At 60.1% G+C, this 17,447-nt stretch carries 18 protein-coding genes; 14 read left to right on the top strand and 4 right to left on the bottom strand.

The window, feature by feature from the left end; genetic code table 11:
* Positions 1-39: 39 nt before the first annotated feature.
* Positions 40-819 (bottom strand): SDR family oxidoreductase, encoded by a 780-nt coding sequence (locus OU993_RS14755; RefSeq protein WP_268158597.1) that lies wholly within the window; start codon positions 817-819, stop codon positions 40-42.
* Positions 819-1,139 carry a nuclear transport factor 2 family protein gene (locus tag OU993_RS14750; RefSeq protein WP_268158596.1) on the bottom strand — a complete coding sequence of 107 codons (321 nt, stop codon included), beginning with the start codon at positions 1,137-1,139 and terminating at the stop codon, positions 819-821. The genes OU993_RS14755 and OU993_RS14750 overlap by 1 nt, the downstream gene beginning before the upstream one ends.
* A gap of 101 nt (positions 1,140-1,240) precedes the next feature.
* On the opposite strand from OU993_RS14750, the gene OU993_RS14745 reads away from it, so the two are divergent.
* On the top strand, positions 1,241-2,137 hold the full coding sequence (locus tag OU993_RS14745) for a LysR family transcriptional regulator (protein ID WP_268158595.1): 897 nt from the start codon (positions 1,241-1,243) through the stop codon (positions 2,135-2,137).
* Between the two features lie 110 nt (positions 2,138-2,247).
* Here the strand turns inward: OU993_RS14745 and OU993_RS14740 are convergent, their stop codons facing one another.
* Complete coding sequence (locus OU993_RS14740) at positions 2,248-3,153, bottom strand: LysR family transcriptional regulator (RefSeq protein ID WP_442792967.1); 906 nt, start codon at positions 3,151-3,153, stop codon at positions 2,248-2,250.
* Positions 3,154-3,288: 135 nt separating this feature from the next.
* On the opposite strand from OU993_RS14740, the gene OU993_RS14735 reads away from it, so the two are divergent.
* The 10 genes from OU993_RS14735 (at position 3,289) to OU993_RS14690 (ending at position 12,512) form a co-directional block, all read left to right on the top strand.
* Positions 3,289-4,011, top strand: coding sequence for a LamB/YcsF family protein (locus tag OU993_RS14735; RefSeq protein WP_268158593.1), 723 nt, complete (start codon positions 3,289-3,291; stop codon positions 4,009-4,011).
* Between the two features lie 69 nt (positions 4,012-4,080).
* A complete protein-coding gene (locus tag OU993_RS14730; RefSeq protein ID WP_268158591.1) occupies positions 4,081-4,314 on the top strand; it encodes an acetyl-CoA carboxylase in 234 nt (77 codons plus the stop codon).
* Entirely contained in the window at positions 4,314-5,678 is a 1,365-nt protein-coding gene (locus tag OU993_RS14725) for an acetyl-CoA carboxylase biotin carboxylase subunit (protein WP_442792966.1), read from the top strand. The genes OU993_RS14730 and OU993_RS14725 overlap by 1 nt, the downstream gene beginning before the upstream one ends.
* 12 nt (positions 5,679-5,690) lie before the next feature.
* Positions 5,691-6,566 carry a 5-oxoprolinase subunit B family protein gene (locus OU993_RS14720; protein ID WP_268158589.1) on the top strand — a complete coding sequence of 292 codons (876 nt, stop codon included), beginning with the start codon at positions 5,691-5,693 and terminating at the stop codon, positions 6,564-6,566.
* Positions 6,556-7,527 carry a biotin-dependent carboxyltransferase family protein gene (locus tag OU993_RS14715; RefSeq protein ID WP_268158587.1) on the top strand — a complete coding sequence of 324 codons (972 nt, stop codon included), beginning with the start codon at positions 6,556-6,558 and terminating at the stop codon, positions 7,525-7,527. Before OU993_RS14720 ends, OU993_RS14715 begins: the two co-directional genes overlap by 11 nt.
* Before the next feature lie 270 nt (positions 7,528-7,797).
* Positions 7,798-8,550: an ABC transporter ATP-binding protein gene (locus OU993_RS14710; RefSeq protein WP_268158585.1), complete on the top strand. Its 753-nt coding sequence runs from the start codon at positions 7,798-7,800 to the stop codon at positions 8,548-8,550.
* Positions 8,547-9,281: an ABC transporter ATP-binding protein gene (locus OU993_RS14705; RefSeq protein WP_268158583.1), complete on the top strand. Its 735-nt coding sequence runs from the start codon at positions 8,547-8,549 to the stop codon at positions 9,279-9,281. Before OU993_RS14710 ends, OU993_RS14705 begins: the two co-directional genes overlap by 4 nt.
* 1 nt (position 9,282) lies before the next feature.
* A complete protein-coding gene (locus tag OU993_RS14700; protein WP_268158581.1) occupies positions 9,283-10,188 on the top strand; it encodes a branched-chain amino acid ABC transporter permease in 906 nt (301 codons plus the stop codon).
* 4 nt (positions 10,189-10,192) lie between these two features.
* Complete coding sequence (locus tag OU993_RS14695; RefSeq protein ID WP_268158579.1) at positions 10,193-11,275, top strand: branched-chain amino acid ABC transporter permease; 1,083 nt, start codon at positions 10,193-10,195, stop codon at positions 11,273-11,275.
* 43 nt (positions 11,276-11,318) lie between these two features.
* Positions 11,319-12,512 carry an ABC transporter substrate-binding protein gene (locus tag OU993_RS14690; RefSeq protein WP_268158577.1) on the top strand — a complete coding sequence of 398 codons (1,194 nt, stop codon included), beginning with the start codon at positions 11,319-11,321 and terminating at the stop codon, positions 12,510-12,512.
* Between the two features lie 137 nt (positions 12,513-12,649).
* Here OU993_RS14690 and pxpA read toward each other — a convergent pair whose 3' ends face one another.
* Positions 12,650-13,405, bottom strand: a complete 756-nt coding sequence (gene pxpA, locus OU993_RS14685) for a 5-oxoprolinase subunit PxpA (protein ID WP_268158575.1) — start codon at positions 13,403-13,405, stop codon at positions 12,650-12,652.
* A gap of 621 nt (positions 13,406-14,026) precedes the next feature.
* Here pxpA and OU993_RS14680 point away from each other — a divergent pair.
* The 3 genes from OU993_RS14680 (at position 14,027) to OU993_RS14670 (ending at position 17,446) form a co-directional block, all read left to right on the top strand.
* Positions 14,027-15,553 (top strand): ABC transporter substrate-binding protein, encoded by a 1,527-nt coding sequence (locus tag OU993_RS14680; RefSeq protein ID WP_268158574.1) that lies wholly within the window; start codon positions 14,027-14,029, stop codon positions 15,551-15,553.
* 76 nt (positions 15,554-15,629) lie between these two features.
* Complete coding sequence (locus tag OU993_RS14675) at positions 15,630-16,571, top strand: ABC transporter permease (RefSeq protein ID WP_268158572.1); 942 nt, start codon at positions 15,630-15,632, stop codon at positions 16,569-16,571.
* The gene (locus OU993_RS14670) at positions 16,571-17,446 is read left to right on the top strand and encodes an ABC transporter permease (RefSeq protein ID WP_268158570.1); all 876 of its coding nucleotides are present in this window, start codon (positions 16,571-16,573) and stop codon (positions 17,444-17,446) included. Before OU993_RS14675 ends, OU993_RS14670 begins: the two co-directional genes overlap by 1 nt.
* Position 17,447: the final 1 nt, after the last annotated feature.

The following is a 17,447-nucleotide window of genomic DNA, read 5'->3' as shown; positions in this document are numbered from 1 at the left end:
GGTGGAACGCCCCGCCGATCTCTCTTCAATTCTTACGTTTCAGGCCGTCGGCACTGTACCGCCGTCAATCGTGACCTCCGTGCCGGTGATCGATGCGGCGCGATCGGACGCAAGAAACGCAATCAGGTTTGCGACCTCTTCCGGTTTTGCGGGACGGCCGAGCGGAATGCCGCCCAGTGCATCCATGATCATCCGTTTGCCGCCCTCAAGATCGGTCCCTGCCTGCTTCGCAAGACGTTCGGCAAGATGGACCGAGGCCTCCGTTTCGATCCAGCCCGGCGACACCCGGACAACCCGAACGCCCTTGGGCGAAACCTCTTTCGACAGTGCCTTGCTGTAGGTGGACAGAGCGGCCTTGGCGGCCGCATAGGCCGTCGTCGATTCCGGTAAGGGCAGGACGTGTTGGATCGATGTCACATGCACGACCACGCCGCTTGCCTGCTTCACCATATCGGGGACCAGGAGGCGATCCAGTCGTACGGCAGGAAAAAGATTAATTGCCAGTTCCTTTTGCCATTCCTGCTCCGTCAGGGCCGCGAATCCGCCGCCCGGGGCGGACGAACCGCCCAGCATGTGAACGATGATGTCGACACCGCCAAGACGTTGACGCGTCACCTCTGCGACGGTCGCGCATCCTGCCTCAGTGCTGAGATCCGCTTCGACGAACAGGTCGTCCGGCAAGTCTTCCGGGCGCCCGCGGGCAGTCGTCAGCACATGTGCGCCCATCTGCCGGAACAGGTTGACGGTGGCAGCCCCGGTTCCCTTGGTTCCGGCCGTGATGAGGGCGCGTTTGCCTTCAAGATTGAGAAAACTTGCCATTAGTGGATCTCCAGCTTGACGATCTTGTCGTCCTTGACGGTAAAGCTGTGGGTTAGCGTGATCGGGCTGCCGGGAAAGGTGCCACGAATATTGGCGCGGACATGCACGACATCACCGTCCCTAACCGCATCAAGCGGCTCTGCGATGTACTGCGTGGCCTCTTTCGCTGCGGTCCACCAGCGGCGGATCACAGCCTCTCCCTCATGCCGCGCGTTTTCATCCTCGACCACGGCATCCGCCGCAAAAGTGTTCAAAAGGGCGTCCGCGTCTCCGCGACCGTCGGCGTCAAAATAAAGAGCAATGATAGCGGGCAGGTCCATGTTCGTCTCCGAAGCTTGCGTGTGCTCCAGGACAGATAAGGCTGGACGTCTATCGCGATAAGTAGGATAAAGCCGGACGCAATGATGACTGAAACGGGACAATGGAACAGGCAAACCTGAAAGAGCTGGAAGCGGTGATTGCCATCGCCCGCCGGGGAACCTTTCGCGCGGCAGCAATCGAGCTTGGCATGTCGACCACAGCACTCAGCCATACGATTGCCAGGCTTGAGGCCAGTCTCGGTGTGCGCATCTTCAACAGAACCACCCGCAGCGTCTCGCTGACCGATGCCGGCAAGCTCTTCGTCGAACAGATCGCGCCTTCGCTGCAGGATATCTACGCGGCGCTCGAAGCGGTGAGCTCCCACCGGGAGACCCCGTCCGGGACCATAAGGATCAATGCGGCCCCCTTCGCCGCCCGCGCCATCATTACGCCGCTCGTGCTCGAGTTCCTGCAGCGGTACCCGGACATGCATGTCGATATCGTCACCGAGGGCAGGATGGTCGATATCGTCAGAGATGGCTTCGATCTCGGCGTGCGGGTTGCGAGCCTCGTTCCGAGCGACATGATTGCCGTTTCGCTCGGCCGGCCGCAACGGCATGCCGTCGTCGCCTCAGCCGATTACATCGCGCGCTACGGTATGCCTTTGGTTCCTCCTGATCTTCTCAATCACCGATGTATCCGCGTCCGCCTGCCCGACGGTTCGCTGTTTCGGTGGCGGTTCGAGAAAGACGGCGAAACCGTGCACGTCGATGTCCGGGGCCAGATCACGCTTGATGAGGCGAGCCTTGTCAGAACCGCCCTGATCAAGGGCACCGGCATCGGATATATTTTTGAACAGGAAGTCCTGACCGATATCGAATCCGGGCGCCTCGTTCGCGTGCTGGAAGCGTGGACACCACCCTATCCAGGACTGTGCCTCTATTATCCCGGCCGTCGAAACCTCTCGGCCGGGATGAAAGCATTCCTGGCGCTGGCACGCGAGTTTTCCAGGCGCTGAGAGGATCAGCCGCATTGTGTGACCAAGGCCAACGCGCGTTCGGCGAGAGCGGCCGCAGAATGGAATGTTGCGTGCGGCAGCTCAATGCCGACCATGCAGCAGGCATGACCTCAGCCGCCGCCGCCCATCGTGACGGACATGAACGAACGAAAGGTGGTGGCAGCCGGCGGAATGGGACTCTTGCGCGCCCATGCCAATCCGACATCCATACTCGGGATCGGCTCAACGAGCCTTCGCAATTCGATCCTTTGGCCATCGAGAGACCAGGGCCGGTACACCATGTCAGACAGGATAGTCACCCCGACCCCTGCAGCCACCAGTGAGCGGACAGCTTCGACCGAACTTGTCGTCAGGACGACCTGCGGCGCAAGGCCTGTCGTTTCCCAATAACGACCAGCAGTGTTGCTCGCCTCGTCAACCGTCAGCATCACGTAGTCTTCTTTTGCGACATCGGAAAGACTGATCTCGCTGCGAGACAGCAAGGGATGATCCGCCGCCAGCCACAAACGGCGGCTGGAGCGCAACAGAAGTTCATGATCCAGTTCGTCCCGGTTTTCCAGGTTGGAGATCAGCATCAGCGCGATATCGACGTCGCCCCGCGCCAATTTCTTCTCAAGCAAAGGCCGCGACAGTTCCTCGATCTCGACCGAGATCTGCGGGTAGGTTTTCAGAAAACGCGAGTAATATTTCGACATGAAGTAGCCGATGACCGTGTAAGTCATGCCTATCCGAACTTTGCCGGAAAACTCGGTCCGGTCGCGCAGCGGACTTCGCACCGCGGCGGCAACGGCACCGTTGATCGCCCGCGCACGCTCCAAAAAGCGCGAACCCTCCATTGTCAGTCGTACGCCGGAATGGGTCCTCTCAAACAGCTTAACACCCAGTTCAATCTCAAGGGATTTGATCGCAGCGGTGACAGCTGATTGAGAGATATTGAGATTAATAGCTGCATGACTTACCTGACCGCTCTCGGCGGTTGCAATAAAATAATCCATTTGTTTCAATGTTATACTCAATTTTTGACCCCTTTTTCGAATTATCTGTTTTTTCGATATTACATTCTAAAAACTACTATTTCACAAGTTCAGCAAGCTGCGCAAAGATTTGTGCAACGCCGCAAAGACGGCAGCATAAAGAGGGGTTCATATACGATGACTGTCACACTCAACTGTGACATGGGGGAGAGCTTTGGCCTTTACAGGCTGGGCGACGACGCCGGGATGATGCCGCTGATTGATGCGGCGAATGTCGCCTGCGGTTTCCATGCCTCCGATCCGGATCATATGCGCAAGACCGTAGTCAGCGCAAAAACGCATGGCGTGAAGGTTGGCGCACATCCGTCACTTCCCGACCTGCAAGGTTTCGGCCGCCGCGAAATGAAGATGAGCCGCCAGGAGATTGCCAACTCGGTTATCTACCAGGTCGGTGCATTGGTCGGCTTTCTCAAAGCCGAAGGCATGCACCTCAATCACATCAAGCCACATGGCAGCCTTTACGGCATGGCGGCGCGTCAGGAAGAAGTAGCACATGCGATCTGCGACGCCGCCGAAATATTCGGTGTTCCGCTGTTCGGCATGACCGGTACGCTGCATGAAACCGTCTATCAGCAACGTGGCATACCGTTCACTGCGGAATTCTACTGCGATCTGGATTATGCGCCGGGTGGCGCCTTGATTGTGACCCGCGAACACGATGCGATGGACCCCGATGTGATGGCGCAGCGTTGCGTGCGAGCCTTGACGGACGGCAAGGGGACGGCGGCTGACGGCAGCTTCTTCCCTGTCCGCTGTGAGACGATCTGCGTGCATTCGGATACGCCCAATGCAATTGATATCGCCAAGGCTGTTCGCAGCGCGATCGCCCCCTGGCACTGACATCAGCAACCGCCCAAGAGGCGATTCTCAAGAGTGCTCCATTTTTCACGACGTGATCCGGAGATCGATATGACGCAAATTCTCTCTCCCCTGCCCGGCACCTTCTATCGCAGCGCCTCGCCCGGGACACCACCTTTCAAGAACGATGGCGACGATGTTGCAGTTGGCGACGTCATCGGCCTGATCGAGGTGATGAAGTCCTTCCATGAGGTGAAGGCTGATGCTGTAGGAAAGAGCATCCGCTTTCTTGTCGATAACGAAGACCCGGTGATGGCCGGCGCGCCGTTGGCGGAAATCGGCTGATGCTGAAGAAGCTTCTCGTTGCCAATCGTGGCGAGATCGCCGTTCGCATCATCCGCGCGGCGCAGGATCTCGGGATCGCCACCGTTGCTGTTTATTCGACAGCTGACGAACACGCCCTGCATGTCCGTCTCGCGGACGAGGCCGTGAATATCGGTCCGCCGGCTGCCAAGAAATCCTATCTGAACATCGAGGCAATTATTGCCGCCGCTCACGACACGGGGTGTGACAGTATTCATCCGGGGTATGGTTTCCTGGCGGAGAACGCGATGTTTTCCGATGCGGTCAAGGCCGCTGGCCTCACTTTTGTTGGCCCCTCCGGCGATGCGATCCGGTTGATGGGTGACAAGGTTTCCGCCCGCATAGCAGCTGCGAAGGCGGGGTTGCCTGTGGTTCCCGGCTCGACAGGGCGCTTGGACAGTATCGAAGCCGCCCGTCAGACCCTGACGCAGACCGGTTTTCCCGTGATGATCAAGGCTGCGGCAGGCGGCGGGGGTCGCGGCATTCGCATTGCAAACGCAATTGGTGAATTCGAGCAGGCTTTCCCGCAGGCGGCAGCCGAGGCGCTCGCCGCTTTCGGCGACGGCGGTCTCTATATGGAAAAAGTCATCGGCCGAGCGCGGCATATCGAGGTGCAGGTGCTCGCCGATGGCAAGGAGGCCATCCACTGCTACGAGCGGGAATGCTCACTGCAGCGTCGCCGCCAGAAGGTTTGGGAGGAAGCGCCATCACGCGCGCTGTCATCTGAACTTCGCGAGGAACTCTGCGCTTCGGCCGTGGCTCTTGCCAAGGAGGTGGGCTATTCTGGTGCCGGAACGGTCGAATATCTCTACGATGACGACGCGGACCGCTTCTATTTCATCGAGATGAACACCCGGATTCAGGTGGAACATCCCGTCACGGAGGCCATCACTGGTATCGATCTCGTCGCTGAAATGCTGAGGATCGCCGGCGGCGAGCCGTTGAGGCTCAAGCAGAGCGACGTTACCGTCAAGGGTCATGCCATCGAGGTTCGGCTGAATGCCGAGGACCCTTCGAAGGACTTTGCGCCCTTCCCAGGCACGATCGGTGACCTGCACATTCCGGGAGGACCCGGCGTGCGGTTCGATGCCATGCTCTACAGCGGATATCAGATACCGCCCTTTTACGATTCCATGCTCGCTAAGCTGATCATTCACGCAGAAACGCGCGAGGCCGCGATGACGCGGCTGAAACGGGCACTGCGCGAACTCGAAATCGGCAACGTGAAGACCACGAAACCGCTGTTCATCGCACTTGCCTCCGATCCGTCGGTGCAGGCCGGAGACGTGCACACCCGCTGGCTGGAAAGCTGGCTCAATGACAACGCGACAGCGCTTGCTGGCTGACAAGGAGGTTTGATGTCGATACGCTACAATTTCGGCGGTGACGAACATATCTTCGGCGAGGTTTCCGAAGAGATGTCGCTTGCCTCCTTCTTCACCGGCCTCTCGATGATCAACGCCGTACGGGCCGCGGGCATTCGCGGCGTGACCGAGACCTGCCCCGCCAATGCCAGCTTCCAGATCCGTTTCGACCCGGATGTGATAGCGCCGGAGGACCTACTGAAAGAACTGCAATCGATGGAGGCCGCCGCTTCCACCTCGGACGCAACGTTGAAGACGCGTATCATCGAACTGCCCGTCTATTTTCAGGACCCCTGGACGCACGAAACGGAAATGCGATTTCGCGAACGCCATCAGGATCCGAACGCAACCGATCTGGAATATTCTGCGCGGATCAACGGTTACGCGACGATCGACGAGTTCATCGCCGCCTATTCCGGCCAGCCCTGGTTCGTCTCGATGGTGGGTTTCGTCGCCGGCCTACCCTGGCTCTATCAGATGGTCGAACGCAAGAAGCAGATCGAAGCGCCGAAATATCTGCGCCCGCGCACCGACACGCCGAAGCTCACGATCGGCCATGGCGGATGTTTCGCAGCCATCTATTCGGTGCGCGGTGCAGGTGGTTACCAGATGTATGGCGTAACACCTGCTCCGATCTATGACCCCACCCGCACCGTGCGGTATCTGACTGACGACATGGCTCTGTTCAAACCGGGCGATATCGTCAAGTTCAAGTCGATCACCCGCGACGAATATGATGCAACCTTGGACGAGATCGAAGGCAACCGTTGGCAGCCGACGGTGTGCGATTGCTCCTTCAGCCTCAGCGAATTCAACCGCGATATCTACGGCACCAATGCGAAACTGATGGAGCTTCTCAATGGCCGTTAAGGTAATTTCTCCCGGTCTCGCCACATCGGTCCAGGACCTTGGTCGCCCGGGCTACTATCACGTCGGCATCCCGGAAGGCGGCGGCATGGACCGTTTCGCAACGCGCATAGCCAATCTTCTCGTCGGCAACGAACCGGGCGCCGCCGTGTTGGAAGCAACCTTCCTCGGCCCGGAGCTGGAATTCACCGCGCCGGCAATCGTCGCAGTCACCGGGGCCGAGCTACCGCCCAAGGTGAATGGCGAAGAACATCCGACCTGGCAAAGCTTCGCGGTCAAGTCCGGGGACCGGCTGTCCTTCGGTTATCTGAAATCGGGCGCGCGCGCCTATATTGCGATTTCCGGCGGTATCGACGTGCCTGCCGTTCTCGGTTCACGATCGACCTACGTTCTCGGTGCGCTTGGCGGCTTTGAGGGCCGTGTCCTAAAGGCTGGGGATGAAATTCCAGTCGGCTCCGGCTCTGGAACGGTCGGACGCACGCTTCCCACGGCGCTGCGCGCAACATCCACAGGTCCGATTGAGCTTCGGATGTTGCCCGGCATCTACTGGCACCGGATCACGGAAGCGGCCGGCAAACGCTTCTTCGAGGACACTTGGAAGGTCGCACCGGAAGCAGACCGAATCGGCTATCGCTTCCGGGGCGGCACAGCACTGGAGTTCGTGTCACGCGAGCAGCCGTTTGGCGCCGGTTCAGACCCGTCCAACATCGTCGATGCCTGCTACCCGTATGGCTCAGTGCAGGTACCGAGCGGCACGGAGCCGATCGTTCTGCATCGCGACGCGGTATCCGGCGGCGGTTACATGATGCTGGGCGTGGTTATCTCAGCCGATATGGACCGGATCGCGCAGCTACAGCCACATACGCCGGCCAAATTCGTGCCGGTCACGCTTGAAGAAGCGCTGACGGCAAGAGCGGAACGCAAGTCCGTGCTGGCCAAAGCGGAGGAATTCCTAGCCACCTGAATGGTGGTCGGGAGTGAATGAAGGGCTTCTGGAAGAGGAAACAGAAGCCGGGAGGGGTATGGTTGGCACTGCCGGCCCCCCGTCGCGCCTGGTGATGAGAGCGGGCGCGCGCAACGACAAGACGACGCCGGCAAACGGCGGAATTTGTGTTCGAGCGATCCGCAGAGATCGCCGGAACCGACAGGGGAACATTGCGATCGTTCTTATCGGCCGTCACACGGTCCGATGTCGCGTGCCCCTTGCCATCGGCCAAATAAGGAAAAGGGGTCCATGGGTCATCTCAGCGCGGAATATGTTTCTGTGGCCTTTGCCGGGCTCAAGGCTTTGTCATCTGTCACGCTTCGCATTCAGTCCGGTCATATCAGCGGACTGATCGGGCCGAACGGTGCCGGCAAGACAACGCTCGTCAATGTGCTCACCGGTTTCCAGATACCGACGGAAGGCACCGTCATTTTGAACGGACAGCCACTTGGCAGGTTGAAGCCGCACGAGGTACGCAGGCGTGGCATTGCACGCACTTTCCAGAGTGGCAGATTGTTCCGCGACCTGCCCGTCATAGACAATCTAGAGGTCACTGGCGTCGGCCTCGGCATGAGCCGCCGCACCGCTGTGGCAGAGGCCGAAGCGATGCTGGACTGGATAGGCATCTCCGCGCTCAGCAGCCGCATAGCCGGAACACTGCCCTATACAGACGAGCGCCGCGTCGCTATCGGTCGCGCACTGATGGGCCGCCCCGCCTACATACTTCTTGACGAACCGGCAGCCGGCATGAGCGCTGCCGAAGCCACCGAGCTTTCCAACCTCGTCCGGCGCATTGCCCGCGACCTCGGCTGCGGCGTGCTGATCATCGAACACAACGTCGGTCTCGTACTCGGCCTCTGCGACCATATCGTCGTGCTCGATTCCGGCGCGGTGATCGAGGAGGGTGTGCCCGCCGACATCCGCAAGAGTGAAAAGGTGCGGCATGCCTATATGGGCACCGCCGCAGAAACGTCCCTGCCGGCTGAGGAGGTGATGCTGTGAGCCTCCTCGTCCTGAACAATCTCGAAATCCGCTATGGTCGCCTGACCGCGGTGCGCGGTGTCTCGCTGTCCATCCGGGACGGAGATACCGTCTTTATTACCGGACCGAACGGCGCGGGAAAATCATCCCTGCTGCGAGCGATTGCCGGCGCGACGCCAGCATCTGCCGGCACCGTTGAGTTCGATGGTTACAATATCACCGGCCGTGCACCCGAGGATATCGCCCGCCTCGGGTTTTCGATGGTCCCGGAAGGCCGCGACGTCTTCGGTTCGCTGACAATTGAGGAAAACCTCATGGTTGGCAGGGGAATGGCAAAGAAAGACCGGGACTGGAGAACCAAGGCCATCGAGGATCTGGACGCGGTCTACCAGACTTTCCCGATTCTGAAGGATCGCCGCAACAGTCAGGCCGGGCTTCTTTCTGGGGGACAGCAGCAAATGCTGGTCATCGGGCGCGCGCTGATGACCAATCCGCGACTGATCGCCATCGACGAACCGTCACTCGGCCTGGCGCCTAACATCACAGACCAGGTTTATGAACGCCTGATTGGACTTCAGGCGCAGCGTGCGCTCACCCTGCTGATCGTCGAACAAAGTGCCACCCGCGCCGATCTGGTTGGAGGACGCATGCTGTTGATGCGGGGCGGCCAGATCGTTCTCGACGGCAATGCGCGCGAACTCGGCAACGGTGCGGCCATCCAGGCGGCCTATTTCGGATACGAGGATCATTGAGATGCTTCAAATCGTCTTCGACTCTCTCTCCCTTGGCTCGCTCTATGCGCTTGGCGCGCTTGGCATTGCGCTGATCTTCGGAGTGATGCGTCTCGTCAACTTTGCCCATGGCGACGTGATCGCCTTCTGCGTCTTTGCACTGTTGTGGCCTTCCACCGATGCCATGGCGATTGTCTTTGCAGGGCAACTGCCCTGGTATCTGCTGATCCCGCTGGTCCTCAGCGTCGGGGCTGCCCTTTCGGTTCTGTGTGAAATCGTCGTCTTCCGCCGTTTCCGGCGCGCCAATCCCGCAACAATGATGATCGCCTCCTTCGCGCTCGGCTTCGTCATCCGCTATTTTCTGCTGATGCTCTTCACGAGCCGGCCGAAGTCGATCTCCCTTCTGCCAATGTTATCCCAACCGGTGGAGATATTCGGTGCACGCCTTCCGCTTCTCCAGATCATCACGATCATTGTTACCGTCCTGATCCTGCTCGGCCTGACATTTTTCCTCCGTCAAACACGGTTCGGCTTGGAAATGCGGGCGGCGGCGGAAAACTTCTCGATGGCGCGCATGCTGGGGGTACGGGCGAACCGGGTTATCATGGGGGCATTTGCCCTATCGGGTGCACTGGCCGGTGCGATCTCGCTGATCTTCGTCAGCCAAACGGGCACCGCGGACATCCAGATGGGTTCCTCAATCATGCTGATGGCCTTCATTGCGACCGTGATCGGGGGTCTCGGCAGTCTCTCCGGTGCTGTACTGGCAGGTTTTGCTCTGGGGGCGGCCTCTGTCGTCATGCAGGTCATCCTACCTGTCGATGCCCGGCCTTTTCGCGACGCCTTTGTTTATGGCGCCGTCATCCTCGTTCTCCTCTTCCGTCCGCAAGGGCTGATTGCCGCGCGCGGCACGCAGGAAAGGGTCTGACCTCATGACCGACACCAGCATCTCGCCGTTTCCCGTCGAACTCACGAATCCAAAGAAGCCGGCCCGGTTCGCACTGGCCCGTCGCACGATCATTACGCCCATCTTTCTGTCACTGCTCATTCTGGCGGTTGCAACTCTTGCGATCATGACCGGTTCGCGCCCTTTCAACCAGGCGATGATCGACATCCTCGTACGGGTCACGCTTGTCGTCGGCCTCTACATCTTTATCGGCAATTCCGGTGTCCTTAGCTTCGGGCATATCGGCTTTACCTGCCTCGGCGCCTATGCCGCTGCGTGGCTCACCATCAATCCGCTGATGAAGAAGACCTCCCTTCCCGGCCTGCCGAACTTCATTTTGCAGGCTCGCCTGCCGTATTGGGAGGCTGCGCCTATCGCTGCCATTTTCGCTGGGGTCATCGCGCTGATCCTTGGACGGATCTTGATGCGGCTTTCGGGGATCGCCGCATCCATCGCAACCTTCGCGGTACTGGCCATGATCAACACGATCTATTCCAACTGGGAAAGCGTGACAGGCGCAACGTCCTCCGTCGTCGGCATCCCGATCGTCCGCAATATCTGGCCCTATGTCGGCGCCGCTATCATCGCCATCTTTATCGCTTGGGGACACGCGATTTCCCGCTCCGGCCTGGCACTGCGTGCCGCTCGCGACGAACCCACGGCGGCGGCGGCTTCGGGCGTCGATATTCCAAAGGAGCGACTGGTTGCCTTCACCATCTCCGGTATCGTGATGGGCCTCGGCGGCGCGGCCATGGCCCACTCGATCGGTGTCGTCACTCCGGACAATTTCTATCTGGGGCTCACCTTCATCACCCTTTCGATGCTGGTCGTCGGCGGCATGAGCAGCCTATCGGGCGCTGTCCTCGGTGTGCTGCTTCTGTCGGCCCTGATCCAGGGTCTGCGGTGGCTCGAAGCGGGCGTAGTGCTTGGTGAGACCACTTTCGCACTTCCCAAGGGCCTCCAGGAAATCGCCCTCGGCGGCCTGATGATCGTGATCCTCGCGCTTCGTCCGGCTGGCCTGATCGGCAATCGCGAGATCACCTTCGCGCGCTTCAAAGGCAAGGCATAAACCGGCGGAGAGGAAAACCGCCCAACATAAAAGGAGAACTGCAATGGCATTCAGGGGTAGAATACTCGCAGGGATGATGGCCGCTGTTCTGGTCGCATTCCCGGCTCTTGCGTACGATGACAAGATTGTCGTCGGCTTTGCTACCGCCGCATCGGGCTTCATGGAAGCCTATGACAAGCCCGCCCAAGACGCGGCGATGATCCGCATCAACGAGATCAACGCAGCAGGCGGTCTGCTCGGCAAGAAGATCGAAGTCGTCAGTGCCGACACCAAATCCGACCGCGCCGAAGGCGCCAAGGCCGGATTGTCCGTCATTGATCAGGGCGCCGACCTAGTCGTGGTCTCCTGCGACTATGACTTCGGGGCGCCGGCTGCCCTTGCCGCGGAAGATGCGGGCCTCATCTCCTTCTTCCTATGCGCCGAATCCGTCAAAGCCGGCATTCAGGGCGTGGGGCCGCACAGCTTTTCGGCCTCGGTGCTGGCTGCCGTCCAGGGTGCCACCATGGCCGAATGGGCATACAAGGAGAAGAAGGCCAAGACCTTTTATCGTCTGCTCGACACCTGGACCGAGTATAATAAAGGCATCTGCGATGGCTTCGACTGGATGATGCCGAAGCTGGAAGCACAGGGCGCTAAGCTCGTCGGACAGGACACATTCAAGAACGACGATGCGTCCATCGCCGCGCAGATCACCCGCATCAAGTCCCTGCCGCAGGAACCGGATGCGATCATGCTCTGCACGATGATGCCGGGTGCCGTCTCGGCCATCAAGCAGATCCGCGCCGCCGGCATCAACGCGATGATCCTCAATGGTTCGGGCGTCGATGGCAGCTACTGGCTGTCGGCTGTTCCGGACCTGTCGAACTTCTACGTTCCGGTCCAGGGCTCGATCTATGGCGACGACCCGAACCCGGATGTTCAGAAATTCAACGCTGCCTACAAGAAGGCAACCGGCACCGATCCGTCGAGCCAGTACGTCTATCCCGGCTACTCGATGATCGACGTCTGGGCCAAGGCCGTCGAACGCGCCAAAACGACGGATGCCGACGAGGTTGTTGCCGAACTGGAAAAGATGAAGGACGAGCCGACGCTCTTCGGACCGCGCACCTTCACCGCCGAACTGCACCACCAGAACAAGGCCCGCTACCTGATCGTCGATGTCGAGAAGGGCAAACCGGGCGTCGTCGGCTCCTGGACGATTTCCGAACCAGTGCCGATGAGCGCGCTCGTTAAGTAAGCCCATCGCATGCGGTGCCATCCGCTTGCCCACAGCCGATGGTGCAAAGAAGAACCCGGCGGACGATCGATGCTCGCCGGGTTTTCGTCGCCGCGTGACGTGTCTTCTGCCAGACGGCGGCGCGACATGTGCGTGCCTCAGCCGTTGTGACTGTCGATGATCCGCCGCATCAGTGCCGAGACGTCACGGGCATTGGGCGGGTCGGAATGAATGCAGACGGTACCAAAGGTGACCGGCAGAACGGAGCCATCTGTCGCCACGATCTCACCCTTCAGCGCCCGGCGCATCCTTTCCTCGATGGCGGACAAGTCGATTTCGGAGTGCATACGGGGGATGATCAGGCTACCATCCGGCGCGTAGGACAGGTCGGGGAAATATTCGCCGATGAACGGCACACCGATCTCGGCGGCAGCCGTTTCGTGCGGCGTGCCGGCCATGCCGAGCAACGGCACCTCGAAAGGCTTGACTGCGCGGGCGATGGCGCGGGCGGTTTCAATATTGCGCGCCGCCATGCCATAAACGATTCCATGTGGTTTGACATGCGACAGGGCGTCCCCTTCGGCAATCAGCATGCCAGTAAGGGCTCCGATCTGGTAGATGAAAGCCGCCGTCAATTCTTCCGGCTGCAGCTTCATTTCGCGTCGCCCGAACCCTTCCTTGTCTGGAAGCGACGGATGCGCGCCGACCTTTACACCGTGCGACAACGCAAGCCGCACTGTCTTCAGCATGGTCCAGGGATCGGATGCGTGGAAGCCGCACGCGATGTTCGCCAAATGGATATTCGGCATGATGGCGGCATCATCGCCAAACTCCCAGTGGCCATAGCTTTCGCCCATGTCGCAGTTGAGCGTCACTGGGGTGCCGTATTGAGACGTACCACCTGCTTCAACCATTTTGATGTTTCCTCTCCGTGTTAGCCGGTCGATCTGGTTCTGAACCTTGTGTTTCGCCACCTTCAGCTCACGGTGTCGTCCAGACATCCGAACGCGATAATCCTGTGTTCTGGCTGCGCCCGCCGATCGTGGAACAGCCGTAGATGATGCGGCGGCGTCAACGGCAGGCGCGGCGTAACAACCTGGCGTTGGCGTCGCTTGAGCGTTTAGCCAAGTCCGCGAGCGATGAACGACCCGTTGTCTGCCTTCCCTCCTGCCCCTGCCCCTTCGAATGCTGCCGCTTGGCAATCATTCTGTGGCAACACCTGGGCCCTGTGAAATAGTCGTTTTTGGAATAGATTATCGAAAAAACAGATATCTTTCGGCGCCATAAGGCTCAGTTGGGCGTCTGTTTGTTCGGCAGCAGGCCATTCCGCGCTCCCGTTACGTGCCGACCCGAAGTGCTCCGCTGCACTCCCGCAATCCTATCGCCCATCTTTTAGATGCCGCTCCCATCTGGTTCTGACCTTTAATTTCGTCTCCGGCCCACATCGGAGGATTGACAGCGCGTCCAACGTGGATACTCTATAGTTAAGAACTATAATTCATAATTGTGGAACAATCTAACTGGGAGACTTCATCATGCGCCTGAAACTCGCTTTCCTCGCCGCCACCGTGCTGATCTCGGGACCGTGCCTTTCCCTTGCCGCCGAACGTGGCGGCGTGGTCAATGTTGCCACGATCGGTGAACCACCGACGTTGGATCCAATGGCATCCACCGCCGATCTCGTCGGCATCGTCACCCAGCATATTTTCGAAACCCTCTACACCTTCGACAAAAGCTGGAAGGTGACTCCGCTGCTCGCAGAAAGCCTTCCCGAGATGAGCGCCGACGGGAAGACCTATACGATCAAGCTGCGCAGCGGCATTACCTTCCACGACGGTTCCGAGATGCACGCGGACGACGTCGTCGCCTCCCTCGGCCGCTGGATGAAGATCGCCTCGCGCGGCAAGCAGGCGGCCTCCTTCATCGACAAGGTCACCGCTACCGATCCGCAAACGGTGACGATCACGCTCAAGCAGCCCTATGCACCGCTTCTGTCTCTGCTTGCCTTCAACAATTCGGCCGCCGTCATTCTGCCGGCAGAAAATCAGGCCGATACGATGAGCGCGGTGATCGGAACCGGCCCCTACATGCTGAAGGAGCGCAAGCCGGACCAGTATATCCAGTTGGTGCGCTTCGACGGCTACAAGTCCCGCTCGGGAGAATCGGACGGCTATGGCGGCGCCCGCCATCAGTATCTTGATGAAATTCGTTTCGTTCCCGTTCCCGATCCGAACACCCGCGTGGAAGCAGCGATCTCGGGGCAGTACGCCTATGTGGATTCGATCCCGGTCGAAGCCTATGACCGGGTCAAGTCCTCCAGCGCGTCCAAGCCGATCATGCTGAAGCCTTTCGGCTTCCCGGTCTTCGTCTTCAACACCAAGGAAGGCCTGTCTTCCAATCTTGCCGTGCGCAAGGCGGTTGAAAAGGCGTTGAACACCGAAGACATGCTGGCGGCAGCCTTCGGCGCCAAGGAGTTCTACGAGGCCGACGGCGCCTTCTACCCGAAGTCCTACGTCTGGCATACGGAGATCGGTACCGAGGGCAATTACAATCTCGGCGATCCCGAAGGCGCGGCCAAGGACCTGAAGGCCGCCGGATACGACGGCAAGCCGCTGCGTATCCTCACCAGCCGCCAGTACGAGTTCCACTACAAGATGGCGCAGGTGGCCGCCGAGTATCTGAAGCTCGCCGGCTTTACGGTCGATCTGCAGGTGGTGGACTGGGCGACGCTGACGCAGCGCCGTGCCGACCCGAAGCTGTGGGACATCTACATCTCCCATAGCCCCTTCCTGCCCGAACCCGCCCTGATGGGGGCGCTGTCGACCAGTTCGCCGGGCTGGTGGGATACGCCGGCCCGCAAGGCAGCGGTCGACGCCTTCACCTCCGAGGCCGATCCCGACAAGCGTGTCGCACTGTGGCAGACGGTCCAGAAAACCATGTATGACGAACTGCCGCTCCTGAAAATCGGCAACTTCAACGCCGTGTCGGCCGTCTCCAACAAGCTCGAAGGTGTCGAGCCTGCTCCGTGGCCGTATTTCTGGAATGCGTCCGTCAAGCCCTGATCGGAACCCTGGGATGCCGATGTGAGTGTCGGCATCCCAGCCACTTCTGTAGAGACGAGGTCCGGAACCGAACTGAATGATCAGCTATATTCTCAAGCGCCTGGCCGGCATGGTCGTCGTCATGTTCCTGGTGGTGACGATCGTGTTCATCATCGTGCGCGTCACGCCCGGCGATCCGGCCGCCGTCATGCTGGGTCCGGATGCGACACCCCAGGATATCGTCGCGCTGCGCGCCCGCCTTGGCCTCGACCAGTCGATCCTCGTGCAATACGTCTTCTATATCGGACAATTGCTGAAGGGAGACCTCGGCCAGTCGATCTTCCTCAACGTCCCCGTCGGCCAGGCACTGATCGAGCGGGCAGAACCGACCTTTTTCCTCACCGTCTTCTCACTTCTGATCGCAGCCGTAATCGCGCTTCCGATCGGCATCTATGCCGCCTATCGCCGCGGCTCCTTCATCGACCAGGCCTCAACGACGATTGCGATGCTCGCCGCCAGCATTCCAAGCTTCTGGCTGGGTCTCATCCTGATGCAGATCTTCGCCGTCCGGCTGGGGCTGTTTCCGGTGTCGGGCTATGGCGGGCCGGATGCGAGCTTTTTGGACCGGATGTACCACCTGACGCTGCCAGCCGTGGCGCTCGGTCTCGTCTCCTCGGCGTTGATCCTGCGCTTTACCCGCGCCTCGATGCTCGACGTGTTCAGCGACGACTATATCCGCACCGCCCGCGCCAAGGGGCTGATCGAACGGCGGGTTGTCCTGAAGCACGCCCTGAAGAACGCCCTCATTCCGATCTTGACCGTGCTCGGCCTGACGGCAGCGGTGCTGATCGCCGGCGCTGTGGTCACCGAAACCGTGTTCGGCCTGCCCGGCATCGGCAGCCTGGTAGTCTCCGCGGTCCTGCGACGCGACTATCCCGTCATCCAGGGCGCACTGCTGGTGATTGCCGGGCTCTATGTGCTCATCAACTTCCTGATCGACATGCTCTACCTGCTCATCGACCCGAGGGTGCGCTACTGATGGCTGACATCACCACAACAGCCGGTCAGCCGGCCGGCCCAAGGGCCTTGTTCCTGCGCCGTTTCCTGAAGCGTAAGACGGTTGCCGTCGGACTGATCGTGCTGGCGATCTTCGTTCTCCTCGCCGTCCTTGCGCCGTGGATCGCACCCTACTCTCCCTCGAAGCTGTCGATCGTGAACCGTTTGAAGCCGCCGAGCACGCTCTACTGGTTCGGCACGGACGAGTTCGGCCGCGACATCTTCTCGCGAACCATCTATGCGGGGCGCCTGTCGCTCTTCGTCGGAGCCTCCGTCGTGTGCCTGTCGGCGGTCATCGGTGTGACGCTTGGGCTGCTCGCCGGTTTCTTCAAGCGGTTGGACACGCCGATTGCTCGGCTGATCGACGCCATGATGGCCTTTCCGGACATCCTGCTGGCGATTGCGCTGGTGGCAGCACTTGGCCCCTCTCTGGCCACGGTCGTCGTCGCCCTGTCCATCGTCTATGCGCCGCGGCTTGCCCGCATCGTGCGCGCATCGACGCTGGTGATCCGCGAACTGCCTTATGTGGAGGCGGCGCGCGCGCTTGGCATCTCCACCTTTCACATCATGATACGCCATGTGTTGCGCAATCTCGCCTCTCCCATTCTCGTCCAGGGAACCTTCTTATTTGCCAGCGCCATGCTGGCTGAGGCCGGACTCTCCTTTCTCGGGCTCGGCGTGAGTCCCGAGATCCCCACCTGGGGCACCATGATCGCCGCTGGCCGCCAGTATGTGGGTCAGGCGGACTGGATGACCTATTTCCCGGGATTTGCCATCGTTCTTTCGGTCCTGTGCCTGCAGATGGTGGGTGATGGACTGCGTGACATGCTCGACCCCAGACTTCGAAAGGACCTCTGAC

Origin of the sequence: Rhizobium sp. SL86, from assembly GCF_026672545.1 — a bacterium.
GTDB lineage: Bacteria > Pseudomonadota > Alphaproteobacteria > Rhizobiales > Rhizobiaceae > Neorhizobium.
This window is presented reverse-complemented; position numbering and strand designations above follow the sequence as displayed.